Here is a 24,025-nt window from a genome sequence, read left to right as displayed (position 1 = left end):
ATGAAATATAATATTTATTTATATATTTGATTTAAGGTGAAATAATGGAATATTTAGTAAAAACAAAAAGAGCTCAAGAGTTTGTGGATATAACAGGTTTTGTCAATGAGGTTGTAGCTAAAAGTGAAGTCAAAAATGGAATAGTAGTGATTTTTGTTCCCCATACTACTGCTGGAATAACGATAAATGAAAATGCTGATCCCGATGTTGTGAAAGATATTTTATCAGGATTAAACAAAGCATTTCCTGAAAGAAATGGATACCTGCATGTGGAAGGTAATTCCCATGCTCATATAAAGGCTTCACTTATAGGTTCCTCCTGTAATATCATTATTGAAAATGGAAGATTAAAACTTGGAACCTGGCAGGGAATTTATCTATGTGAATTTGATGGGCCGCGAAATAGAAGAGTATATATAAAGATAATTAGCGGCTGATTTATAAAATAAATTTTATATAATATTGAAAGGGTTGATAAATATGATTGATTCAGAAGCTGAAAATATAAATAATACCAGCAAAAAAATCATTGGAATATTAGGGGGAATGGGCCCACTTGCTACTGCTGATTTGTTCTATAAAATAATTACATTGACAGATGCTAAAAGTGATAATGAGCATATTCATGTAATCATAGATAATAACACTGAAATACCTGATAGAACAAACTATATTTTGGGAACTGGGGAGGATCCCAAAAAATATTTGATTGAATCTGCCTTGAAACTTGAATTGATGGGTGCGGATGTTATAATCATGCCCTGTAATACTGCCCATTATTTTTATGATGAAATAGTAAAATATATTCATATACCTTTTTTAAATATGATATCGGAGACTGTAAAGGAGATAAGAAGAATAAATACTGAAATAAAAAAAGTGGGCTTATTAGCTACAAAAGGTACATGTTTTGCAGGAATATATGATAAAATATTTAATAAATATAATATTGAGGTGGTTAAACCGGATGACACCAATGAAAATATTGTCAGCGATTTAATATATAGTGTCAAAAAAGGAGTTAAAAAATACGACCTAAATAGTGTACAATCTGTTCTTTCATATTTTAAATCAAAAGATGTTGATACTGTAATTTTGGGTTGTACTGAATTGCCAGTGGCTTTTAAAATGTTGAATATAAAGGGCAATTATGTTGATCCCACTAAAATATTGGCACAAAGTGCAATTAAATTTGTCGGGAAGAAAATAGTTGAACATGAATAGATGCTGTTTCTAGTCAGAAAGCGGAGAAATCATTGTCGGTCCTATAGATATAAAGGGGTTATAAAGTATGAAAGATTTTAAATGCATCATGTTTGATTGCATGGAAACAATCGTAAATATGACCGAGCTTCCAGAAAAAAGTGATTATGCCCTATGGGCATTTAAAAATTCAAAATGTGAAGAGTATTTTAAAAGCTTCCAAGAATTTTACACATATTATAAAAGAGCTGAAAAAAGTATTTTATCTAGTATTCCCCGGTATAAAGAATATGATTTTGAAGATATATATGTACAGATTATGAAAGAGAGGCATTTTGCTCAAAAGGACGGCAGAGTGTTAGTTGAAAATCTCCTTGTAAATTTTTGGAAAAACTATAGAAACAGGTGTTACGTTGAGGAAGAAATTAAAGACACCATATCCAGCTTAAGGAATAAGTATGTTTTAGGAGTAGTGTCGAATTTCAAGGTAAAAGGAGGAATAGAAGAACTGTTGAAATACACCGGTGTGAGAGAGTATTTCAGCTTTGTCATAAATTCTTCAGAAGAAGGATGGAGGAAACCTCATCCTCAAATATATGTATCTGCCTTGAAAAAATCAGGGTTTTCACCGGTGGATGCAGTATTTGTAGGAGATGACTTTATAAATGATTATAGAGGACCTAGGAGGTTGGGAATTGTCAGCATTCTTTTTAATAAAGGAAAAGAATGCGGAAAAGGTTGTAAAAAAATAGATAAATTTGTAGAACTTAAGGAAATATTATGAATCCTTGGAGCTTGAAAGGTTAAGTATTTCTGATAAAATAAATTAGATTGTTAAAAAAAGAACAAAATATATTGAGACACCTAATTAATATAAAACAAGGGATTTAAAGTCATGCTTAAATTAGTAGAATTTGGGAGGAAGGTGATAAGATGTCAAGAGTGCAATCGGTACAGTCAACTATTGCTAAACGCGGTTTAGTGATGGTAATTACGGGTAATGGCAAGGGTAAGACGACTTCTGCATTTGGACAAGCTTTACGTGCTATTGGGCATGGATATAAAGTATGTGTTATCCAGTTTATGAAAGGTAGAAAATACGGAGAAATCATGGCAGTAGAAAAATATATTCCGGATATTACAATTATTCAAAGCGGCCTTGACAGTTTTGTAATGAAGGATAATCCAGCTCCGATAGATATTGACCTTGCCAAACAGGGTTTTAAAAAGGCTCAGGAAATTGTAAAAAGTAAAAAATATGACCTGGTTATCTTAGATGAGATCAATGTTGCTGTCAATTTTAATTTAATTTCAGAACAAGAGGTAATAGATTTAATCAAACAAAAACCTCTTGAAGTAAATCTGTTACTAACCGGTCGCTATGCTTCTGATAAAATCGAAGAAGCTGCAGATATGGTAAGTGATATAGCTGAAGTTAAACATCACTATAATGCTGGAATTAAAGGTCAAGCAGGAATTGAATATTAATTTAAATTTTAGAATAAAATTGTTGCAGATATGGAACAAAATGCATTTTTGCAACAATATAAAATGTATATTATGATTACTAGGACTGAGGATAAGTTATATGTACTTTTGTTTTATTAATGCAACAAGCATATATAGGGGGTATCTGCAATTCTTTGATATAGAAATGTTTAGTTGGTGGTATGATAATTGCTACTTAATAAAGATTGCATGGGGAAATGGAGGAGTATATTATGAATAATTTAGATAAATTCAAAAATATAATTTGTGATACTTTAAATATAAAGGATGTAGAAAATATCAAAGATGAAATGGGACCGGATGAAATAAAGGATTGGGATTCATTGGCACATGTGGAATTGGTTACAGCACTGGGAGATGAATTTGGAGTAAATTTTGATGTGGTTGATATATCCAGAATGTATACGATTGGAGACATTAAAAAGATATTAAAAAAATACGGGGTGGAACTATGACATTTACAGACTATATATTTGAAAAATCCAGACATTTAAAAAAAACAGCATTGATAGATGGCGGCAGTATAAGCTATGAGGAGATTTACCGTGGTGTAAATTATGTATCCAATCTACTGAATAAAAGTAAATGTTCAAAGAAAGACAGTGTACTTGTTATTTCAGATAATTCCAGATTTTTTATAGAAACCTATTTTGGTATAATTAAAAATGGAAATATCTGTGTTCCGATTAATCCAAATATGTCTGAAAACGATGTAAAATATATTGTGGATATTTTAAAAATAAAAACAATTTTTTGTCAAAAAAAATATGAATCCAGGGTAAAAAAATTGATTTATGAGAGAGCAATATTATATACTGAAGAAGACATGGGAACAAGTGAAAATGAACTTGTTCTGAATGATCCTGTAGATGTAGAAAGGGATACAGCACTTATTATGTTTACATCGGGGTCTACTTCAAAGCCGAAAGGTGTCATGCTCACGCATTACAATTTGATGTATAATACCGATTCTATTGTGGAATATTTGCGTTTGACTGAAAAGGACCGGGTGGAGGTTGTACTTCCTTTTTACTATTGTTATGGAACATCCCTTTTGAATACGCATTTTAGATGTGGTGGAAGCGTTGTAATAAATAGTAAGTTTATGTTTCCTCAAACTGTTATAGAGGACATAAAGAAATATAATTGTACTGGTTTTGCAGGGGTTCCAAGCACTTACCAGATATTGTTGAGAATGACTAATTTTAAGGATGCTGAGATGCCGTCATTGAGATATGTAACACAGGCCGGAGGAAGGCTTCCAGAGGTATTTATATTGGAATTGTATGAGGCTCTTAAAGGAGTTGACATATACATTATGTATGGACAGACTGAAGCTACAGCTAGGTTGTCATATCTTCCGCCCTCTCAGATTAAAAATAAATTGGGTTCTATAGGAAAGGGGATTCCAGGTACAAAATTAATGATCCTAAATAAGAAGTGTCTTCCAGCTGAAATAGGAGAAGTAGGAGAAATAGTTGCTAAAGGTGGAAATGTGATGAAGGGATATTTTAATGACGAAGAGGAAACAAAAAAGGTTCTTAGGAATGGTCTTTTGTATACAGGTGATTTAGCCTTTAAAGATGAGGATGGATATATATTTGTAGTTTCCAGAGAAAAGAATATAATAAAATGTGCTGGAAATAGAATAAGCCCCAGAGAGATTGAAAATACAATCTGTGGTATAAAACAGGTTGTGGAGTGTGTTGTTATAGGGGTTGAGGACGATATTTTAGGCGAGGCAATAAAGGCTTTTGTAGTTTTAAAAGATAGTAACAGCAGCATAGATTCAAAATATATAGTGGATTACTGTATGGAAAGGCTTCCAAGGTATAAGGTACCCAAATATGTACAGTTTTTACCGTCACTTCCCAAAAATTCATCAGGCAAAGTACTGCTTAAAAAGCTGAAGAATATGTAAGGTAAAACAAGGTAGGTGGATATATGTGGAAATAGACCATTTAATAGAAAACATAGTATTAGGTAATCAATTTAAAATATCTCAAAAGAAAAAGGAAAGTATACTGCTCGATATAATCAAGAAGCAGCTTGAATTGAATAAAGTCAGCCCCAATATAAGCAGTATGTATAAAAAATTTTCTATAAATATTCCCAAGATTTCGAAACTTTCAGAAGTCCCATTTATCCCAGTAAACATGTTCAAAAAATTTGCTCTTTTAACCTGCAGCAGTGAAGATGTAATAAGAATTTTAAATTCCAGTTCCACTACTTCTGGAATTCCCAGCAAGATATATCTGGATAAAACTACGTCTATAAGGCAGATTCAGGGTCTTATAAATACTTTAAAGGATTTTCTTGGAGGGAATAGGAGACCTCTTCTTATCCTGGATACGGAAGACGTGAACAAAAAAAATGCTGTATTGAATGCGAGGGGAGCAGCTATTAGGGGAATCAGTAATTTTGCCAGCAGTATAACTTATGTTATGGATAAAAAGGATGGGCATTTGGAAGTAAATTTGTCCAGATTGAGAAAATTTGAAGATGAAAATAGAGATAGGGAAGTATTGGTATATGGTTTTACCTATATAATATGGAGCAGATTTGTAAGAGAATTGGAAAAGAGGAATATTAGGCTATTGCTTCCTAAGATGAAACTTCTCCACAGCGGCGGGTGGAAGAAACTTGTTTCTGAAAGTGTTGAAAAAAAGGAGTTTAACAGGAGGACAGCAGAGGTCTTTGGGACTGAAGAAAAAAATATATTGGATTTTTATGGTATGGTGGAACAACTGGGAGTGGTATTTGTGGATTGTGAATGTGGATATAAGCATGTACCGGATTTTGCAGATGTTATAATAAGAGATTTTAACACTTTGAAAGAAGTTGAGATCGGTCAGTGTGGAATTATAGAAGTTATGAGTATTTTAGGTTCCAGCTATCCTTCGCAGGGCATTTTGACGGAAGATGTTGGAGAGCTTGTGGGGGTTGATGATTGCAGATGTGGAAGGCGGGGTAAATATTTTAAATTCAAGTCCAGGATGGAGAAAGCTGAAATCAGGGGCTGTGGAGATACATTTGCAGAAAAGGAGGCCATTAAATGATAGATTGTTACCTGTTGGATGGATCCTTTTATAGAGAGAAAAAAATTTTTGATAAATTTGATGAAATAAGTAATACTTTAAGAGAAAATGTAGAATTGTTAAATTCAATACCAGTGGAGGCTGTTATTCTCATATTGGAAGAATACAGTAAAAAATTGTCTAGAGATAAACAACTTCTTAAAATCACAGGAACAGCGTATCTTTCCTTCTATTTTAGAAAATCAAATATAGAAAGGCTGATAGAAATCAATTTGAAAGATAAAAAATATTTAAATAAATTTGTTCCTATAGGTAGCGGCAGATTCATAAAAGCACAGGGGAGGGGAATCAGCTGTCACTGGATAGCAGGAAATGTACCTACTCTTGCTATTTATTCAATTTTTCAGTCACTCATAGCTAAAAATTCAAATCTTGTGAGACTACCTGAAAAAAACATCCCTATAGTTTTAAAATTATTAAAACCTCTGGATAATATACGGGTAATCTACAATGATCAGGTATATTCTTCTAAAAATATATTGAAAAATATATCCCTGATATATTTTCCTAGAGAAGATGAATTTTTAAATAAATCCATGTCTGGTATTGCGGATTCAAGGATTATATGGGGAGGAGAAAACGCAGTAAATCATATTGCCTCACTTCCTAAAAAAACTACCTGTAAGGATATAGTTTTTGGGCCAAAATATTCTTTTGCCGTGTTTGACAGATATGCTGTTGAAAGTAATAGCTGCAGTGAATATATAAACAAGTTTGTAACGGACGTAGTTTTGTTCGGACAGAAAGCCTGTTCTTCACCTCATGTGCTTTTTGTAGAAAAAAGTGATATTCCTTTGAAATATATCGTTGAAATGCTTGAAAGATCTTTTCAAAGAATAGGTAAAAGGTATAAAAATATTCCAGATCAGAATACCTGTGCAGAAATTATAAACAAGAGGGGAATGTACAGCCTTGATTTGACCAAGGATATTTGCTGCAGTGACGGATTGGAATATACTATTTTGATTGATGATGAAATAAAATTAGAAGAACCTGTAGGGGGAAGTTGTATTTTTGTAAAGCAGATAAATAGTATATTTGATATAAAGGATTTGATTACCCGCAGGATACAGACAATAGGTTATGCTATTGATGATAAAGACAAGCTTTTTAAATTTGCAGGTATGGTTACATCAGCGGGTGTAAACAGAGTGGTGGGTTTTGGAACCATGAATAATTATGATTCCCCCTGGGATGGATATTTTATGATAAATGAACTTGTAATGTGGTGTAATCTGAATATTTAGATTATCTTTAAGATTGCTGGCAGGAGACCTTTAAGTAAGGCTCCTGACTTTCTTATATAAGGGAGGTTATATTATATGAGAGGCTTAACCATTGATGAATTGAAAATTGGAGATAGAGCTTATTTTGAAAAGATTGTATCTGAAGATGATGTATATTCATTTGCTGAAATAACTGGGGATTTCAATCCACTTCATGTAGATGAAAAAAAATACAAAGATGTATTTAAGAAAAGAATAGCACATGGGGCGTTGATAGCAGGATATTTATCTGCCTGTATAGGGATGTACCTTCCAGGTCCAGGTACTATTTATTTAAGTCAAAACTCAAAATTCAATTTGCCTGTATATTTTGGAGATACTATAAAAGTGGAAATAGAGGTTTTAGAAATATATAAAAATGAGAATATAGCAAAGCTTAAAACTACCTGTACCAATTCAACAGGTCATAAGGTTTTGACAGGTGAAGCTTTTGTTATGCCGCCGTCAAAATAGCATAAATTATTAAAATACGTGATTGGTGCTTTGAAAGCTAGGGTTTATAGGCATATTTTATCATGAAAACGGTTAAATATATGATATGATTTTTTATGTAGAGTACTGCACATTTAGTTATATTTTATGTTATATGATTTTAGAAGGGGGTTTAATTCATGAAAGACAGGGAATTGGTAAGCTTTGATAATTTGCTGGAAGGAGATGCAAAATTTTTGAAATCCAGAATAAAACAACTGTATCAGGTTATTGAAAGTTCCTATGATGGGATATATATAACAGATGGAAATGCAAATACCATATTTCTAAATAAGTCCTATGAGAGAATCACCGGAATGAGGAAAAGTGAAATGCTTGGCAAAAATATGAGATACCTGGAGAAAAACAATTATATTTCCAAATCCGGGACACTTATAGTATTGAACAGCAGAAGAAATGTTACAATCGAACAGAAGTTTAAAACGGGCAAGACAGCATTGGTTTCCAGCAGCCCTATTTTCGATGAAAATGGCGAAATAACCATGGTGGTCACAAATGTGAGAAATGTTACGGAACTCTATGAATTGAAGGAACAACTGGAGAAAAATAGGGAGATCATGGGAAAATATCATTTACAGCTGGAGGCAATGAGAAAGCAGATTCTTGAATGCTCAGATATTATAGTGAAAGATGAAAAGATGATCAATACACTTAATATGGCAAAAAAAGTGGCAAAAGTGGATACAACTGTGCTTTTGCTGGGGGAAACTGGTGTAGGCAAGGAAAAAGTAGCTAAATATATACATAAAAACAGCAGGAGAAGCAATAAGAATTTTATAAAAATAGACTGTAGTTCTATACCTCATAACCTCATAGAATCAGAATTTTTTGGCTATGAAAAAGGGTCGTTTACAGGTGCAAGCAAGGAGGGGAAGATGGGTCTTTTCGAGTTAGCAGATGAGGGTACGGTTTTTTTGGATGAAATTGGGGAACTCGACATGGATATGCAGGCTAAACTTTTGAGGGTGATTCAAGAGAGAGAAATCAGGAGAGTAGGCGGTACAAGTACTATAAAAATTAATATAAGGGTGATTGCCGCAACTAATAGAAATTTGGAAAAAATGGTTGATGAAAAGATATTTAGAGAAGATCTATACTATAGATTGAATGTAGTGCCCATTACGATTTTGCCTCTTAGAGAGAGAAAGGGTGACATTGAGCCACTTATAAATTATTTTATGGGTGTATTTAATAAGAAATATGATTTTAATAAAGTGATTACCGGTGCAGCAGTGGATTCTTTAAAAGAATATAGATGGCCGGGAAATGTAAGGGAATTAAAAAATATAATAGAAAGAGTTATAATTATGACTACACGGGACAAGATACTGAGAAGCGATCTGCCCATAAGGGAAGTTTGGGACAGCAGCAAATTTGAGAGCGAGGAAAGTGGCATGATAAAGAATCATTTAACTCTAAAGGATGCGGTTGAAAATCTGGAAGAGTCTATGATAGAAAGTGCTTTTAGAAAATGTGGAAATGTGAGGGATGCAGCGAGGGAACTTGGAATAAATGCCTCCACTTTAGTTAGAAAGAGGAAGAGGTACAGGAATAAATGTATGTTGCAAAAATGAAATCAGTTGCAATTATGCAAATAAGAGATATATTTGATAAATTGAATAAGCAAAAGATATTATGTTGCGATTATGCAATAAATCTATGAATCCGACTGTAGTATTTTTATAGTACAGAAATTCGTATAGTTCTGCAATTGCCTGCTAAATTGAGGACTGTGCGAATTTTTTGTATTTTGTATAAAAAACTGGTACTAAAATTGCTTTAATAAGGTTGTGTAAGTAAAAAATTATATCTATATGAGATGAAAGGAATGATTGCGATGTCTTTAATGACAGGAGAAGAATATGTGGAGAGTTTGCGCAAACTAAAGTTAAACGTTTATTATCTGGGGAAAAAAGTAGAAAGCCCTGTAGATAATCCCGTACTTCGTCCATCTCTTAATTCTGTGAAGATGACTTATGATCTGGCTCAGCAGCCGGAATACGAGGATCTTATGACGGTAAAATCAAATATAACAGGCGAGAAGGTAAATAGATTTACTCATTTGCATCAAAGTACCGAAGATCTGGTAAAGAAAGTTAAAATGCAGAGATTATGTGGACAAAAAACTGCCGCTTGTTTCCAAAGATGTGTTGGAATGGATGCATTTAATGCAGTATACAGCACTACTTTTGAGATAGACAAACAGTACGATACTAATTATTTTGAAAACTTTAAAAAATATTTGGCATATGTTCAAGACAAGGATCTCACAGTTGATGGAGCAATGACAGACCCTAAGGGAGATAGAGGATTATCCCCAAGTAAACAAGTTGATCCGGATTTGTACTTGAGAGTTGTAGAAAGAAGGCCGGACGGAGTAGTAGTTAGAGGTGCAAAGGCTCACCAGACAGGAATTTGTAATTCTCATGAAGTTCTGGTAATGCCTACACAGGCTATGAAACCTGAGGATAAGGATTATGCAATATCTTTTGCAGTTCCTACTGATACAAAGGGAATAACCATGATAATTGGGAGACAGTCCTGTGACACAAGAAAACTGGAAAAAGATGCTGACATTGATGTAGGTAATAAGAATTTTGGCGGTGTAGAAGCACTGACGGTATTTGACGATGTATTTGTTCCAAATGACAGAATATTTTTAAATGGTGAAACTGAATATGCAGGTATGCTGGTGGAAAGGTTTGCAGGATATCACAGACAGAGCTATGGTGGTTGCAAAGTTGGAGTGGGAGATGTACTTATAGGAGCTGCCGCACTGGCTGCCGATTATAATGGAGTGCCAAGGGCATCTCATATAAAGGACAAGTTGATAGAAATGATGCATTTGAATGAAACACTGTATGCCTGTGGAATTGCCTGCTCTTCTGAGGGATATCCAACAAAAGCGGGCAACTATCAGATAGATTTATTGCTTGCAAATGTATGTAAGCAGAATGTAACGAGATTTCCATATGAAATTGTAAGGCTGGCGGAAGATATAGCAGGAGGTCTTATGGTTACAATGCCTTCAGAAAAGGATTATAAGAGCCCTGAAGTAGGCAAATATGTAGAAAAATATCTAGTAGGGACTGCATCTGTTCCCGTAGAGAACAGAATGAAAGTACTCAGGCTTATAGAAAACTTGAGCCTAGGCACTGCAGCAGTGGGCTATAGAACTGAGTCCATGCACGGTGCAGGTTCACCACAGGCACAGAGAATAATGATATCAAGACAGGGAAATCTGGGCCAGAAGAAATTGTTGGCAAAAGCTATAGCCAGAATAGAAGAATAGTGAATATAAAGATGGGGTGATTTTCACCCCATGAGTAAAATGAGGTGCTGCATTATGGAAGAAAAAATATTGGAAGTAATTGATAAAAACATAAGACCTTATTTAAATAGTCATAATGGGGATATCCAATTTATTGGAGTGAAAGATGGAGTAGTTAAAATTAGGCTTTTGGGCCAGTGCAGCAATTGTGCTTTATCCAAGGACACTGTAAAAAACGTAATTGAAACTTCTTTGAAATTAAAAATCGAACAGGTAAAAAAAGTAGAAGTTGTAGATTATATAAGTCAGGACACTTTAGATCTAGCAAAAAAAATATTAAATAAGGATTTGGATGACTGAGTGCTGAACGTGGGGATTAAATATTGCGGAGGGTGTAATTCCAGATATGATAGAAAGAAATTTTTATATAATTTGAAAAAAAGTTTTAGGTACAATTTTGAAGTAGCTCAATTGGATAAAGTGTATGATATATTGATAATTTTGTGTGGATGTAGTAGCTGCTGTGTTAACTACAGCGAACTTAAATTTAAGTTTAAAAAAATATTGGTGAGATCTGAAGAAGATTTTAATGAAGTTAAAAATCTGTTAGATCAATATTCCGATGAAATATAGGGGGAATTATCTTTATGAATTGGAAGGATATATATAAGAAAAAATTGGTGAATGCAGAAGAAGCTGTTTCTAAAATAAAATCTAATGACAGGGTAGTTATTGCACATGCTACTGGGGAACCCCTGGATATAGTAGATGCGATGGTTAAAAATAAAGAAAATTATGAAAACGTAGAGATAGTTCATATGGTAGCCATGGGCAAAGGTGAATATGCTAAACCCGGAATGGAAAAATATTTTCACCACAATTCACTGTTTGCAGGAGCTACCACCAGGGATGCTGTAAATTCAGGCAGAGGTGATTATACACCTTGCTATTTCTATGAGGTACCGGATTTATTTAGGAATGGCTATTTGCCGGTGGATGTGGCAATCATACAGGTAAGCAGGCCGGATAAATATGGCTATTGTAGTTTTGGAGTTTCCAATGATTATACCAAACCGGCAGCGGAAAATGCCAAACTTGTAATTGCGGAAGTAAATGAAAATATGCCAAGGACTTTGGGAGATTCATTTATACATGTATCGGACATTGACTATATAGTGGAAGTTTCGCATCCGCTTATAGAACTGAAGCCGGCTAAATTGGGAGAAGTGGAGAAGTCCATAGGGAGATACTGTGCATCTTTAATTGAAGATGGTTCAACTCTTCAGCTTGGTATAGGTGCCATTCCAGATGCTGTACTTATGTTTTTGAAAGATAAAAAGGACTTGGGGATACATTCTGAAATGATATCAGATGGTGTGGTAGATTTAGTAAATGCAGGGGTTATTAATAATAGCAAAAAAACTCTTCATCCTGGGAAAATAGTTGTGACATTTTTAATGGGTACGAAAAAATTATATAATTTTGTAGACGATAACCCTATTATAGCCTCTTATCCTGTAGATTATGTAAATGATCCTAGAATTATTATGCAAAACTATAAGATGGTGTCAATAAATTCCTGCGTTCAAGTAGATTTAATGGGACAGATATGTTCTGAAAGTATAGGATTAAAACAGATAAGCGGAGTTGGAGGACAAGTGGATTTTATAAGGGGAGCCAATATGGCCAGGGATGGTAAGGCAATTATAGCCATACCTTCTACTGCGGCAAGGGGAAAAGTTTCAAGAATAGTTTCACTGCTGGATACTGGTGCTACGGTTACTACTAATAGATGTGATGCAGATTATGTGGTTACAGAATATGGTATTGCTCATCTTAAGGGAAAGACTCTGAGAGATAGGGCTAGAGCTTTGATAAATGTCACTCACCCGGATTTTAGAGAACCGTTGATTAGAGAATTTGAGAAGAGATTTAATGATAAATTTTAGTAAATATATAAAGAATAAAAATGAGTGAAGGATATATGTAAAAATAAAAATGAGTAAAGGAGAATAATTCATGGCACATAAAAGAGAATATGGAAAAGAGTGCCCTTATATACCAGCAGGTCCGTTCAAAATACGTATTCCAGGAGTGCACTATAGGTTTGAAATTGCAGATTATGTTCAGGGACTTTTGATGTGTGCTGTTTGTCTTGGTGCTATCCCCATGCTTCAGCAGTATTTGGGAATGCCATTTGAAGTTGCATTGGCCATTGTCGTTCTTAATGGAATTCTTTACTGCACTCATGTCTTGCTGGGTGATCCGGTTGTACCGGGATGGGTTACACCTGCCATACCACTTTTAATGTTGTATGTCAGTGAATTCCCTATGGGTCCTGAAAGAGTACAAGCACTTATTGCATTTGAATTGAGTTTAGGTGTTTTTGCTGCTTTCCTTGGTATTACAGGGTTGGGCAAGAAAATAATTACACTGATACCAAACTGTATGCAGGCTGGTATCATAATGGGAGCTGGAATTGCAGCCGTAAATACTGTATTTGGAAAAACTGGATATTTCCAAAAATATCCCTGGTCAATTGCAATATGTATAGGTTTGGCATTTTGGCTGTTATTTTCAAATTATTTTAAGAGCTTGAGAAATAAAAACAAAGTTCTTCAGGTAATTTCAAATCTGGGGATTTTGCCCTGTATATTGCTGGCAGTAGTAGTAGCTCCGCTCGTAGGAGAAACTATGTGGCCAAGTATTAAATGGGGATTTTCGAACCCTTCCTTTGGAGAACTGTGGAGTCATTGGACATTCTGGTCCATAGGCTTTCCATCGGCGAAAATGTTTATACAGGCCATACCAATGGTATTTTCAGCTTATGTAATATTATTTGGTGAAATGATTCAGGCACAGGCATTATTGGAAGATGCAGGAAAAGTTCGCCCGGATGAGTTTATAGACTATAATCCTAACAGATCGCATTTAATATTTGGACTGCGTAATTGTTTAATGTCAATTATAGGCCCTGATATAACTATGTGCGGCCCTCTATGGGCAGCTATGCAGGTTGTGGTATGTGACAGATATAAACATGGTAGAAAAGCCATGGATTCTATAAACGGAGGTGCAGGTTCATTCAGGTTTGGTACTTTAACAGGTTATTTCTTAATGCCTATAGTTACTCTTGTCACTCCAATTTTAAATATAGCACTGGCTTTGACCATGATGGTTCAAGGGTATGTTTCTGTGAGAATAGGAATACTGAAAGCACGTACTATAAATGATTTGGGAATTGCAGGTGTAATGGCTGCTGTAATAGTTGCAAGAGGTGCTGCCTGGGGTCTTGCCGTAGGCATAGTGTTGAGTTTATTGGTGTTGCTTGGCAATAAAAAGAATCTGGATGTAAATATTTTTGTTAGAGAAGATAAAAAAACGGAAATTAAAGAAGAAGCTTAGAATTTATGTGTTTTAAAATAAGGGTTTTCTAAAAAATGAGAGTTATATAGTTTTTAGAGAACTCTTATTTATTTTTTACTTTAAAATGCGAACTTTTTTAAGGTAAGGTTAAAATGCGTGATTTGGGATGTGGTATAATGTTATTTAAAGATTGTAATTGGGGGTATGAATATGTCATATTTACTTAAACCGCTTGAAACAGACAAATTAGCTTTAAAGAATAGGTTGATTATGCCGCCGATGGCTACCTCAAAGTCCAGGGAAGATGGAAAAGTAAGTGAGGATATATTGAAATATTATGATGAAAAGTCAAAGGGAGGATATATATCGCTTATCATTATTGAACATAGTTTTATTGCTCAGGCAGGAAAGGCAAGCAAGAAACAGCTCTCTATATCAGATGACGGTTTAGTGGAAGGCTTGAAAAGATTATCTGAAATTATTCACAGGAATGGTTCTAAAACCATAATGCAGATTAACCATGCCGGCAGTGCTGCCAGTAGGAGTATTACGGGTGCTGAAGTAGTTGGTCCTTCTGCTGTGGCAAATCCGATAAAAGGAGATATGCCGAAAGAACTTACCTGTATGGAAATTGAAAATATAGTTAAGCAGTTTGAGGAAGCGGCAATTCGTGTAAAAAGGGCCGGATTTGACGGTGTTGAAATTCATTCTGCTCATGGTTATTTTTTAAATCAATTTTTTTCTCCTCTTACCAATAAAAGAACTGATGAATATGGAGGAAATGTAAAAGCTAGAATTAAAATACATCTTGATATCATCAGGGCGATCCGTGAATCTGTAGGCGATGATTTCCCCATTTTTTTGCGCCTAGGTGCTTCTGATTATATGCCGGGAGGAAGTACTGTTGAAGATAGTAAAATTGCAGCCCTGGAATTTGAAAAAGCAGGGGTTGATGTACTTGATATTTCCGGTGGATTTTGCAGGTATACTTTGCCTGGAAATACTTCGCAGGGGTATTTTTCACCTCTTACTGAAGAAATTAAAAAAGTTATATCCATTCCTGTCATTTTAACGGGCGGAATTACAGAAGTTCAGGCTGCTGAAACACTGCTGTCTGAAAATAAGGCAGATCTCATTGGAGTAGGCAGAGCTGTATATAGGGATTCCAGTTGGGCTAAAAAAGCTGTTGAGAGTCTTGAATGATCATAATGAGGTGATCTTATGAAAAGTAGCGTATATTTTGTAACCTTAAGGGCTAGAAAAGCAAAAGAAAATAAAATAACCAAGATAAAAAAATTATTTGATAAAGCGGGATTTAAAGATCTTCTTAATAAGGGAGATTTAACTGCTATAAAAATTCATTTTGGTGAGCTTGGAAGCGATGGGTATATCAACCCTGTATTTGTAAGACAAATTGTCGACAAGGTAAAAGAAGCTGGTGCGAATCCATTTTTAACTGACTCAAACACATTGTATTCTGGAAGCAGATCAAATGCGGTTGACCATGTAAACACAGCAATATTGCATGGATTTAATTATGCGGTAGTAAATGCACCTGTGATAATAGCAGATGGCTTGAAAGGTGAGAATGTAAGGGAAGTGGAAATAAATAAGAGACATTTTAAAAATACGAGGATATCCGGTGTCATAGTTGGGGCTGATAGTATGATTGTAATGTCTCATTTTAAGGGTCATGAAGTTGCGGGATTTGGTGGAGCCATTAAGAATTTGGCCATGGGATGTGCAAATCCTACAGGTAAAAAAGATCAACATTCCATAAGGCCTAGTGTGAATATAGAAAAATGTATAGGCTGTGGGCAGTGTGCAAAGGTATGTCCTCAAAAAGCCATAACCCTTGAGGATAAAAAGTCATCCATAGATAAGATGAGATGTGTAGGATGTGGTGAATGTATGACAGTTTGCCCTGTTAAGGCCATTGAATCAGGCGGTGAAGTGGAATCAAAAATATTTACTGAAAAACTTACCGAATATGCTTATGGGGCAGTGAAGGGAAAAGAGGGAAAAGTAGGATATATAAACTTTATAATTAATGTAACACCTGACTGTGATTGTGTTCCCTGGAGTGATACTCCCATAGTGCCGGATATAGGAATACTGGCATCTGTAGATCCAGTGGCTCTGGATACCGCTTGTTATGATTTAGTAAATAAAGCAGTAGAATTGAATAATACATTTTTAAAAGATAATGAGCACCATGACCATGATTATCACCACTGTGAGGATAAATTTAAAGCTATGAGAAAGAATACTTACGGTGAGGTTCAACTTGCTTATGGAGAAAAAATAGGTCTCGGTTCTAGAGATTATAAGTTGATAAACCTATAACTTGATTTTTTGTTTTGTATTGATGAGAATTTATGGATTTATAATACAGTCCAATTGGACTATGTTATAAATCCATGTTTAATTAACTTAGTTTACACGGAAAGTAGCTGTTGACAAATAAAATAAATTATGACATACTGTATTTAGTAATAAATTTACTGCTAAATATACTAATAAGTCGTAAATAAACTGATGTAAAATATATTTAGATTTTAGAGAAAACTTATATTTATTGCCGTGAAAATTTAAATAAACTGTTTTAATAAGAGGAGGACATAATTATGGGAAAGAAAGTAAAGGCATTGTTAATAGGAGATGCTATGATTCCGGGAGAAAGCTTCGAAGGAGCTTGTAAAAAGTATCTGAATGAATTTGTAGGAGAAACTAAGGTTGGCAATTGGGAATCTGACTGGGGTAAACTTCAAAATAGAAGGCTGGAAGTAGAGAAAAAGGGACCTGAAATAGAAGAAGTCGATTCACTGATAAAAGCTGAAGGAAAAGATGCTTCCATGCTCATGGGACTATTTTTACCCGTTTCTTCAAAAGTTTTTGAAGCTATGCCGAAACTGCGTATAGTAGGGGTATCCCGTGCAGGACTTGAAAACGTAAATGTTGAAGAAGCTACAAAAAGGGGAATACTTGTTTTTAATGTAAAGGGAAGAAATGCAGAGGCAGTTTCTGACTATGCAGTCGGAATGCTGTTGAGTGAATGTAGAAATATTGCCAGAGCTTTTCATTCAATTAAAGGAGGAAAATGGAGAAAAGAGTTTTCCAATTCCAGCTGGGTTCCGGAATTGAAAGGAAAAAATGTTGGTATTGTGGGATTTGGATATATAGGACGACTTGTAGCTAAAAAGCTTTCTGGTTTTGAAACAAATACCATGGTATATGATCCATTTGTGGATGATGAAGTTATAAAAAAAGCAGGTTGTACTCCCGTAGATAAAGAAACTTTATTTAAAGAAAGTGATTTTATAACACTTCATGCTCGTTTAAGTGAAGAAACTAAAAATCTAGTAGGTGAGAAAGAAATAGGATCTATGAAGCCTACAGCTTATCTTATAAATACTGCAAGAGCAGGACTTGTGGAGGAAAAAGCACTGTTGAAGGCATTGAAAGAGAAAAAAATAGCCGGTGCAGGACTGGATGTGTTCTGGACAGAACCTATACCTGAGGGCAGTGAGTTCTTGGAACTGGACAATGTGACTTTATCCACTCATATAGCAGGCACAACTAAGGAAGCTTTGAGCAGATCGCCGGAACTTCTTATGGAAGACATCGAAAAATTGTTGAAGACAGAAGAGACCAGATTTATAGTAAACCCTGAAGTGCTTGAGAATAAAGAATTTAAAAAGTGGCTCAACGAGGTGAGAGGATGTTAGTAAATTTATCATCAATGTTAAAAGATGCTCATTTGAAGAAGCATGCTATAGGTTCTTTTAATGTATATAATTTTGAAACTATAAAAGGTGTACTGGAGTCGGCGGATGAGTTAAAGAAACCTGTCATAGTGGCATTTGGAGAAAAATATTTAGGCAATATGGATTTAAATACTGTGTATGCAGTAGTAAATTCCCTGGCTAAAAATATCAGTACTCCAGTTGCCCTTCATCTGGATCATTGTAAATCCTTTGAGCATATTATTCAGGCCATTAGAGCAGGATTCACATCTGTGATGTTTGATGGATCCAGCCTTAGCTTTGAAGAGAATTTACGTAAGACAGCTCAAATAGTATCTATTGCGCATGCAGTGGGGGTAACGGTAGAAGCGGAACTTGGGGCATTATCACGTGGAGATTATTCAAATGAAGACGAGGGAAAACAGATTTACACAGACCCGGATCAAGCAGAAGAATTTGTAAAAAAGACAGAAGTGGATGCTCTTGCCGTATCAATAGGAACTGTTCATGGTATGTATAAGGGGGAACCTAAGATAGATATAGGAGTGCTAAAGGCAATATCCTCAAAGATAGACATACCCCTGGTATTGCATGGCGGTTCAGGAACCCCTCAAGCCACTATTAAAGAGTGCATATACAATGGCATCTGCAAAATAAATGTAAACACTGAAATATCGATGTATACTGTAAATAAGATAAAGGGAGCACTTAAGTCAGATACGAATTATCATCTTTCAAAAGTGTCTTTAATGGAAGTAAAATATGTTAAAGAAGTTGTAAAAAAATATATGAACATGTTTTATGATGCATAAAGTGATTTTTATGAACGATAATTGATGTGATTTTATATCTTTAGGATTAAAATATTGAACTATTTTTAGAGGAACATATGGATATGTTCCTTTAAAAAATAGTTTAATTAATACCTTTTTGTAAGCTTAATTAAAAAGAAGGACAATCTGCTGAATTACTGGGGTGTAAAATAATTTGTTATAAAATGAATACGTTTTATAAAATAACTTTTAAATGGAGGTAAGTTATGGAATACGCAATTATAATTGATGTAGGTACATCCAGTTTGAGATCTATAGTTTATAGCTTAAAAGGTCAGTTTATACATGAGGAGTCTAAGGAATATCATACAGTGATAACGAATGGTAATGAAGTGGAGCAGGATCCTGAAAGCTGGCACAATGCATTGGTTTTTACACTTATGAATACTGCTCAGTATGTAAATAGAAATAGGTTGAATATATGTACAATTGCGGTGACTTCTCAGAGGGCATCTGTAATTCCGGTAGACATAAAAGGTAAACCATTGTTTAATTCTGTTATGTGGCAGGATAAAAGGAGTAATACACAGTGTTTTGAGATTTCAAATATAATTGGTGCAAATGAGATCTATCGTAAAACTGGATTGAGGTTAGATCCTTATTTTTCAGCACCTAAAATGCTTTGGATTAAAGAAGAGCAGCCTGAAATATATAAAAATACACATAAGTTATTAGGTGTACAAGATTTTGTTATATATTTACTTACCGGGAAGTTTATTACGGATTGGACACAGGCATCGAGAACTATGCTTATGAATATAAAGAATTTTAACTGGGATGAGGAATTGCTCAATGAAATTGGGATAGATAAAGAATTGCTGCCTGAACTCTGTGCCCCAGGCTCAATAGTGGGGAATTTGACACAGGAGATGTCAAGAATTACCGGGTTAAAATCAGATATTCCTGTAATTATAGGGGGTGGAGATCAACAGTGTGCAGCTTTGGCCTTAAATATATTGGCACCGGGTTCTGCAGAAGCTAATACGGGTACAGGATCTTTTGTAATTGCGTTTTCTGAAAAGCCTGCTTTTGACGGGCAGATGAGAACGTTATGCAGTGCTGCAGCTGTTCCTGGCAAATGGATAGCTGAAGCTGGTATCTTTAATACAGGTGCTATATATAGATGGCTTAAGGAACAGTTTTACAAAGAAAGCAGTGGAGATTCTTTTAAGATGTTAAATGATGAGGCCATTGAATCTACAGTAGGTGCGAATGGTGTATTGCTGCTTCCACATTTTCAGGGTAGTGCGGCACCTTACTGGAATCCTATGGCAAAAGGTGTGATTTTCAATCTTACCTTGGGAACTAAAAGAGGAGATGTGGCGAGAGCTGTACTTGAAGGAATTGCTCTTGAAATAGCCGATAATATTAACCTTATTGAAAATATATCCGGTGAAATCAACAGCGTCAATGTAGCAGGTGGAATGACTAAATTTGATTTATTTGATAAAATTCAGGCCAGTGCATTCGATAAAAATGTAATAAAATATGAAAATAGTGAGGCAAGCTCTCTTGGGGCATTGATAAGCTCTTCTGTTACATTAGGTGTTTATGATGATTATAATGAAGCATTTAAAAACATATGTAATGCCAGACAGGAGGTATTTGAACCGGATAAGAACTATGTAATAAAATATAAAGAACTTTTGAAGAGAAAGAACAGTCTTTATAATGCTTTGGAAAAGGGTGATATCTATAAATTATTTAATTGAAGAGATAATGGCAATTAAATAATTTATAGATACAATGATAGTGCTCTGCTTTACAGATTTCTGAAGAGTAGAGCATTATATTTTAATTATTCTAAGTCAAAATGTGAATTCCTAATTATATCGGAAAGTTTTTTTAGTCCAAATTGCAAATCCTGTATAGAAGCATAAGAATATGAAATTCTTATATTATAATTTGTATTGAAATCATACATATATCCTGGATTGATAAGAATTCCGTTTTTACAGCACCTGTAAAAAAGTTTGGTCATATTTATTTTGCTGTTCAATCTCATCCATATATAAAAGCTTCCTTTTGGTATATTCCACAGAGCTATGTCTGAAAAATATTTCTCAAGAATTTTTATTGTAATGTCTCTTCTTAATTTAAGTTTTCTCCTGAGTTTTTTGAGGTATGCTTCATATAATCCGCTCTTTATCCATTCTGCAGCTGCATACTGTGAGATAGAACTTGCCCCATAGTCTGTTTGCATTTTCACATCTCCTAAACGCTCTATAACAGCTTCAGGTCCTATTACCCATCCGATTCGCATTCCCGGAGCTAAAGATTTTGAAAGGGTATTCATATAGAGCACTATTCCATTTTTGTCCCTTGACTTCAAAGTGTCAGGAGGAATTTCTTCCATCCATAATTCCCTGTAAGCATCGTCTTCAATAATAGGGAGTCTTTCACGAGTGCATAAATTTAATAAATCATCCCTTCTATCCTGTGACATAATTGTACCTGTAGGGTTATTGAATGTAGGTATGGTGTATAAAAGCGAAGTGGTATTATCCAAGTTTTTCAAGATCTCATTTAATTTAACTCCATCTTTATCCATAGATATCCCCTTTAATTTAGTCCCCCAGGATTCAAATACGTGAAGTGATTTTATATAAGAGGGTTTTTCTACAAGCACAGTAGAACCGGGTTTTAATATACTCATTGAAATCAACTGAAGTGCTTGAAGAGATCCTGAGACGATCAATATAGAAGAAGGCGATGCATTTATGTGAAATTTTTTAATATGCTGGCTTATAATTTCTCTTAAATATAATAAACCTTTAGGCCTCTCATATCCCAGGGATTTTATTTTATTGGAGATAGTACTGAATACATTTTTCATCATTTCTTCTGGGAATAACTCAGGAGAAAGTTCTCCTGTTCCAAGTCTTATTATATTATCACTGTACTCAAGTTTGTTTATAATTTGAATCGTAGGTAAATTGGGCTGCTGTATTCCATTTTTTATATAATGCTCCCAATTTCCAGCAGGTGTTGAAGCCATTAAAGACCAGGTGTTATTTATAATTACAGTACCTTTTTTACCTCTGCCTTCAATCAACCCATCTGCTTTTAATTCATCTAAGGCTTCTATCACAGTACTTCTGTTTACTTCAAATATTTTTGCCAGCTCTCTTTGTACTGGAAGTCGTGTTCCTACAGTCCACTCTCCATTTCCTATTTTCTCTTTTATATAATCTACAATTTGTCTGTACAGCGCAGTGGAAGAATTTCGTTGGGGTTTCCAATCTATATTTAACATATATGTTCAGATCCTTTTACAATAATATAATTTAAGAGATTATCTATGAATTTAGTATTTGACAATTCTTGAATAAAATTAAGGCCCAGTTTCAATCCATAATAAATTATTACTATACCGCATATTATATTGATGATTCTTATGGATTTTTTGTTAAAACTATGCTTAAAGATGGATACTATGGTTGTGAGAAATATAAACCAGAAAAACGAGGCCGTACAGGATCCAAATATAAAAAATCCAGAATTTTCATAGGACATGGATGCCTTAAATCCACCTAAAAGTAAGGAGCCGTCAATAATAGCCTGGGGATTCATCCATGTGACTATAAAACAAGAAGCTATTGTTTTAGTTAAATTTTTTTCTACAGCTGCTTTCCTGTTTATATATGTTGTACTTAGTATAAGATTTAGCCCAATATATATGACAACTATACAGCCTACAAGTAAAACGAAAATTTTTAAAACTTTCAACCTCTCAATTATAGTTCCAATTCCCCAAAAGCAAGTAATGGCAAGAGAAATATCAAAGAATATTGTTATGAAAGCTATTTTGTAGGCATCGGTTTTTTTATTTGACATGGCAGAATTAATGACATATAGATTCTGCATGCCTATAGGTGCTACATAAGAAATTCCAAGCAGTAGTCCCTGTATAAAGTATTTCATTACTTTTTCATCTCCAAGCATTTATAGTTGATATAATCAATTATAAATGCTTTTACAGGAAGATGTCTGCAACCAGAAATCGAAAATTGTACCAACCAGAAATTTTATATAATTAAAAGCTCATTTTACCTATGTAAAATTCGTATAATTGGGATTTTAAACAAGTATAACATTTATGGGTTTAGCGAATCAATGCTGGAGTTTTACTATTTATGGTCATTGACATATATGGATAAATGTATTACTATTAATGATAGTAAATTAATTACTAATTTTTATATATAAGGGTGGTATATTTACTATATTTAGTCCATCAAATTAGTATTAAATAGTATATAGTACTTTTAATTAATGTTAAGGAGAAAATTGTTGTGAAAGATAATGTATTTACTATAATAAGAACAAAATATAACCTTCTGTCACCTGTACAAAAGAATATTGCAGATTTTATCTTAAATAACAGGAATGAGGTTATCCTTCTTTCCATAAGCGATCTTGCAAGTAAATGTAATACCAGTGAGACAACCATAATGAGATTCTTAAGAAAAATAGGGTTTAGCTCCTATCAGGTGTTTAGGGTGAGAACTGCTCAGGACATATCCGCAGATTCAACTCAGGCCATATATGAAGAGATCAAGCCTGATGACAGTACAAGTGATGTTAAGGAAAAAGTTATATTTTCAACAGTAAATTCTATAAGGGATATCAGCAATATGGTAGATGACGAGTCGATTGATAAAGTGACAGATTTAATTTTAAATGCTAGAAGGGTGTTGTTTTTTGGAATGGGTGCATCCGGAATAATTGCGAAAGATGCATTTCATAAGCTTTCGCGAATTGGGTTAAATGTTTTCAATTGTGATGATTCTCATATAATGAATATAGTATGTGCTCATACGGTTCCCTCTGATCTGTTGTTTATAGTTTCACATTCAGGTGAAAGCTATGAAGATCTGGATTGTATAGACATAGCAAAAGAAAATGGTGTTAAAGTTGTAGCTTTAACAAGTTATATTCATTCCACAATAACTGAAGTTGCGGATGCTGTATTGTTGAGTTCTACAAATGAGACAAAATATCGTTCAGATGCAATGGTTTCCCGTATTGTACAACTCGTTATTATAGATATACTCTATGTGAAATTGATTTTAAAGATGGGACCCTCCAGTATAAAAGAGGTCAACAAGTCACGTCTGGCTGTAGCCAGAAGAAAAAGATAATTTAAGAAATTAGATAACTTTATTAAAATACCCTATAATATAGAAATTTTTTATATTCCTATATTATAGGGTATTTT

The 24,025-nt window shown here is 34.3% G+C and carries 23 protein-coding genes; 21 read left to right on the top strand and 2 right to left on the bottom strand.

Going from position 1 to position 24,025, the window contains the following annotated elements; all coding sequences use genetic code 11:
- The first annotated feature begins 44 nt into the window (after positions 1–44).
- The 20 genes from J5G60_RS06205 (at position 45) to J5G60_RS06110 (ending at position 20,516) form a co-directional block, all read left to right on the top strand.
- Positions 45–437 (top strand): secondary thiamine-phosphate synthase enzyme YjbQ, encoded by a 393-nt coding sequence (locus J5G60_RS06205; RefSeq protein WP_150355365.1) that lies wholly within the window; start codon positions 45–47, stop codon positions 435–437.
- Positions 438–480: 43 nt separating this feature from the next.
- Positions 481–1,224, top strand: a complete 744-nt coding sequence (locus tag J5G60_RS06200) for an aspartate/glutamate racemase family protein (protein WP_150355364.1) — start codon at positions 481–483, stop codon at positions 1,222–1,224.
- 67 nt (positions 1,225–1,291) lie between these two features.
- On the top strand, positions 1,292–1,987 hold the full coding sequence (locus tag J5G60_RS06195) for an HAD family hydrolase (RefSeq protein WP_150355363.1): 696 nt from the start codon (positions 1,292–1,294) through the stop codon (positions 1,985–1,987).
- Positions 1,988–2,136: 149 nt separating this feature from the next.
- Positions 2,137–2,691 carry a cob(I)yrinic acid a,c-diamide adenosyltransferase gene (gene cobO / locus J5G60_RS06190; RefSeq protein ID WP_150355362.1) on the top strand — a complete coding sequence of 185 codons (555 nt, stop codon included), beginning with the start codon at positions 2,137–2,139 and terminating at the stop codon, positions 2,689–2,691.
- 233 nt (positions 2,692–2,924) lie between these two features.
- Complete coding sequence (locus J5G60_RS06185) at positions 2,925–3,167, top strand: acyl carrier protein (protein WP_150355361.1); 243 nt, start codon at positions 2,925–2,927, stop codon at positions 3,165–3,167.
- Positions 3,164–4,633: an AMP-binding protein gene (locus tag J5G60_RS06180; RefSeq protein ID WP_150355360.1), complete on the top strand. Its 1,470-nt coding sequence runs from the start codon at positions 3,164–3,166 to the stop codon at positions 4,631–4,633. The genes J5G60_RS06185 and J5G60_RS06180 overlap by 4 nt, the downstream gene beginning before the upstream one ends.
- Before the next feature lie 25 nt (positions 4,634–4,658).
- The gene (locus J5G60_RS06175; RefSeq protein ID WP_150355359.1) at positions 4,659–5,771 is read left to right on the top strand and encodes a LuxE/PaaK family acyltransferase; all 1,113 of its coding nucleotides are present in this window, start codon (positions 4,659–4,661) and stop codon (positions 5,769–5,771) included.
- Complete coding sequence (locus tag J5G60_RS06170; protein ID WP_150355358.1) at positions 5,768–7,057, top strand: acyl-CoA reductase; 1,290 nt, start codon at positions 5,768–5,770, stop codon at positions 7,055–7,057. The genes J5G60_RS06175 and J5G60_RS06170 overlap by 4 nt, the downstream gene beginning before the upstream one ends.
- 75 nt (positions 7,058–7,132) lie before the next feature.
- Positions 7,133–7,549: a MaoC family dehydratase gene (locus J5G60_RS06165; protein WP_150355357.1), complete on the top strand. Its 417-nt coding sequence runs from the start codon at positions 7,133–7,135 to the stop codon at positions 7,547–7,549.
- 158 nt (positions 7,550–7,707) lie between these two features.
- Positions 7,708–9,162, top strand: a complete 1,455-nt coding sequence (locus J5G60_RS06160) for a sigma-54 interaction domain-containing protein (protein ID WP_150355356.1) — start codon at positions 7,708–7,710, stop codon at positions 9,160–9,162.
- A gap of 263 nt (positions 9,163–9,425) precedes the next feature.
- The gene (locus J5G60_RS06155; protein ID WP_150355355.1) at positions 9,426–10,880 is read left to right on the top strand and encodes a 4-hydroxyphenylacetate 3-hydroxylase family protein; all 1,455 of its coding nucleotides are present in this window, start codon (positions 9,426–9,428) and stop codon (positions 10,878–10,880) included.
- 54 nt (positions 10,881–10,934) lie between these two features.
- Complete coding sequence (locus tag J5G60_RS06150) at positions 10,935–11,219, top strand: NifU family protein (protein ID WP_150355354.1); 285 nt, start codon at positions 10,935–10,937, stop codon at positions 11,217–11,219.
- A gap of 9 nt (positions 11,220–11,228) precedes the next feature.
- Positions 11,229–11,492 (top strand): hypothetical protein, encoded by a 264-nt coding sequence (locus tag J5G60_RS06145; RefSeq protein WP_150355353.1) that lies wholly within the window; start codon positions 11,229–11,231, stop codon positions 11,490–11,492.
- 14 nt (positions 11,493–11,506) lie between these two features.
- Positions 11,507–12,808 (top strand): acetyl-CoA hydrolase/transferase family protein, encoded by a 1,302-nt coding sequence (locus tag J5G60_RS06140; RefSeq protein ID WP_150355352.1) that lies wholly within the window; start codon positions 11,507–11,509, stop codon positions 12,806–12,808.
- Between the two features lie 70 nt (positions 12,809–12,878).
- Positions 12,879–14,264: a hypothetical protein gene (locus J5G60_RS06135; protein WP_150355351.1), complete on the top strand. Its 1,386-nt coding sequence runs from the start codon at positions 12,879–12,881 to the stop codon at positions 14,262–14,264.
- A 171-nt stretch (positions 14,265–14,435) separates the two neighbouring features.
- Complete coding sequence (locus tag J5G60_RS06130) at positions 14,436–15,428, top strand: NADH:flavin oxidoreductase (protein WP_150355350.1); 993 nt, start codon at positions 14,436–14,438, stop codon at positions 15,426–15,428.
- A gap of 18 nt (positions 15,429–15,446) precedes the next feature.
- On the top strand, positions 15,447–16,571 hold the full coding sequence (locus tag J5G60_RS06125) for a DUF362 domain-containing protein (protein ID WP_150355349.1): 1,125 nt from the start codon (positions 15,447–15,449) through the stop codon (positions 16,569–16,571).
- A gap of 281 nt (positions 16,572–16,852) precedes the next feature.
- The gene (locus J5G60_RS06120) at positions 16,853–17,953 is read left to right on the top strand and encodes a 2-hydroxyacid dehydrogenase (protein WP_150355348.1); all 1,101 of its coding nucleotides are present in this window, start codon (positions 16,853–16,855) and stop codon (positions 17,951–17,953) included.
- Positions 17,947–18,783, top strand: coding sequence for a class II fructose-bisphosphate aldolase (locus J5G60_RS06115; RefSeq protein ID WP_150355347.1), 837 nt, complete (start codon positions 17,947–17,949; stop codon positions 18,781–18,783). The genes J5G60_RS06120 and J5G60_RS06115 overlap by 7 nt, the downstream gene beginning before the upstream one ends.
- Before the next feature lie 227 nt (positions 18,784–19,010).
- The gene (locus tag J5G60_RS06110) at positions 19,011–20,516 is read left to right on the top strand and encodes an FGGY-family carbohydrate kinase (RefSeq protein ID WP_150355346.1); all 1,506 of its coding nucleotides are present in this window, start codon (positions 19,011–19,013) and stop codon (positions 20,514–20,516) included.
- Positions 20,517–20,602: 86 nt separating this feature from the next.
- Here the strand turns inward: J5G60_RS06110 and J5G60_RS06105 are convergent, their stop codons facing one another.
- Together J5G60_RS06105 and J5G60_RS06100 are read right to left on the bottom strand one after the other, a co-directional pair.
- The gene (locus J5G60_RS06105) at positions 20,603–22,060 is read right to left on the bottom strand and encodes an aminotransferase-like domain-containing protein (RefSeq protein ID WP_150355345.1); all 1,458 of its coding nucleotides are present in this window, start codon (positions 22,058–22,060) and stop codon (positions 20,603–20,605) included.
- Positions 22,054–22,728, bottom strand: coding sequence for a LysE/ArgO family amino acid transporter (locus tag J5G60_RS06100; RefSeq protein WP_150355344.1), 675 nt, complete (start codon positions 22,726–22,728; stop codon positions 22,054–22,056). The genes J5G60_RS06105 and J5G60_RS06100 overlap by 7 nt, the downstream gene beginning before the upstream one ends.
- 371 nt (positions 22,729–23,099) lie before the next feature.
- On the opposite strand from J5G60_RS06100, the gene J5G60_RS06095 reads away from it, so the two are divergent.
- Positions 23,100–23,948 (top strand): MurR/RpiR family transcriptional regulator, encoded by an 849-nt coding sequence (locus J5G60_RS06095; RefSeq protein ID WP_207707983.1) that lies wholly within the window; start codon positions 23,100–23,102, stop codon positions 23,946–23,948.
- Positions 23,949–24,025: the final 77 nt, after the last annotated feature.

The sequence above is a fragment of the Clostridium sp. HV4-5-A1G genome (genome assembly GCF_900184915.1).
Classification (GTDB): domain Bacteria; phylum Bacillota; class Clostridia; order Clostridiales; family Clostridiaceae; genus Clostridium_B; species Clostridium_B aromativorans.
The sequence above is the reverse complement of the archived record's forward strand: the minus strand, read 5'-3'. Positions and strand labels throughout refer to the sequence as shown.

Bases quoted from the DNA above. Each gene is read 5' to 3' on its own strand.
- J5G60_RS06205 (WP_150355365.1), top strand. From the start codon at position 45: ATGGAATATTTAGTAAAAACAAAAAGAGCTCAAGAGTTTGTGGATATA.
- J5G60_RS06200 (WP_150355364.1), top strand. From the start codon at position 481: ATGATTGATTCAGAAGCTGAAAATATAAATAATACCAGCAAAAAAATC.
- J5G60_RS06195 (WP_150355363.1), top strand. From the start codon at position 1,292: ATGAAAGATTTTAAATGCATCATGTTTGATTGCATGGAAACAATCGTA.
- cobO (WP_150355362.1), top strand. From the start codon at position 2,137: ATGTCAAGAGTGCAATCGGTACAGTCAACTATTGCTAAACGCGGTTTA.
- J5G60_RS06185 (WP_150355361.1), top strand. From the start codon at position 2,925: ATGAATAATTTAGATAAATTCAAAAATATAATTTGTGATACTTTAAAT.
- J5G60_RS06180 (WP_150355360.1), top strand. From the start codon at position 3,164: ATGACATTTACAGACTATATATTTGAAAAATCCAGACATTTAAAAAAA.
- J5G60_RS06170 (WP_150355358.1), top strand. From the start codon at position 5,768: ATGATAGATTGTTACCTGTTGGATGGATCCTTTTATAGAGAGAAAAAA.
- J5G60_RS06165 (WP_150355357.1), top strand. From the start codon at position 7,133: ATGAGAGGCTTAACCATTGATGAATTGAAAATTGGAGATAGAGCTTAT.
- J5G60_RS06160 (WP_150355356.1), top strand. From the start codon at position 7,708: ATGAAAGACAGGGAATTGGTAAGCTTTGATAATTTGCTGGAAGGAGAT.
- J5G60_RS06155 (WP_150355355.1), top strand. From the start codon at position 9,426: ATGTCTTTAATGACAGGAGAAGAATATGTGGAGAGTTTGCGCAAACTA.
- J5G60_RS06150 (WP_150355354.1), top strand. From the start codon at position 10,935: ATGGAAGAAAAAATATTGGAAGTAATTGATAAAAACATAAGACCTTAT.
- J5G60_RS06140 (WP_150355352.1), top strand. From the start codon at position 11,507: ATGAATTGGAAGGATATATATAAGAAAAAATTGGTGAATGCAGAAGAA.
- J5G60_RS06135 (WP_150355351.1), top strand. From the start codon at position 12,879: ATGGCACATAAAAGAGAATATGGAAAAGAGTGCCCTTATATACCAGCA.
- J5G60_RS06130 (WP_150355350.1), top strand. From the start codon at position 14,436: ATGTCATATTTACTTAAACCGCTTGAAACAGACAAATTAGCTTTAAAG.
- J5G60_RS06125 (WP_150355349.1), top strand. From the start codon at position 15,447: ATGAAAAGTAGCGTATATTTTGTAACCTTAAGGGCTAGAAAAGCAAAA.
- J5G60_RS06120 (WP_150355348.1), top strand. From the start codon at position 16,853: ATGGGAAAGAAAGTAAAGGCATTGTTAATAGGAGATGCTATGATTCCG.
- J5G60_RS06115 (WP_150355347.1), top strand. From the start codon at position 17,947: ATGTTAGTAAATTTATCATCAATGTTAAAAGATGCTCATTTGAAGAAG.
- J5G60_RS06110 (WP_150355346.1), top strand. From the start codon at position 19,011: ATGGAATACGCAATTATAATTGATGTAGGTACATCCAGTTTGAGATCT.
- J5G60_RS06105 (WP_150355345.1), bottom strand. From the start codon at position 22,060: ATGTTAAATATAGATTGGAAACCCCAACGAAATTCTTCCACTGCGCTG.
- J5G60_RS06100 (WP_150355344.1), bottom strand. From the start codon at position 22,728: ATGAAATACTTTATACAGGGACTACTGCTTGGAATTTCTTATGTAGCA.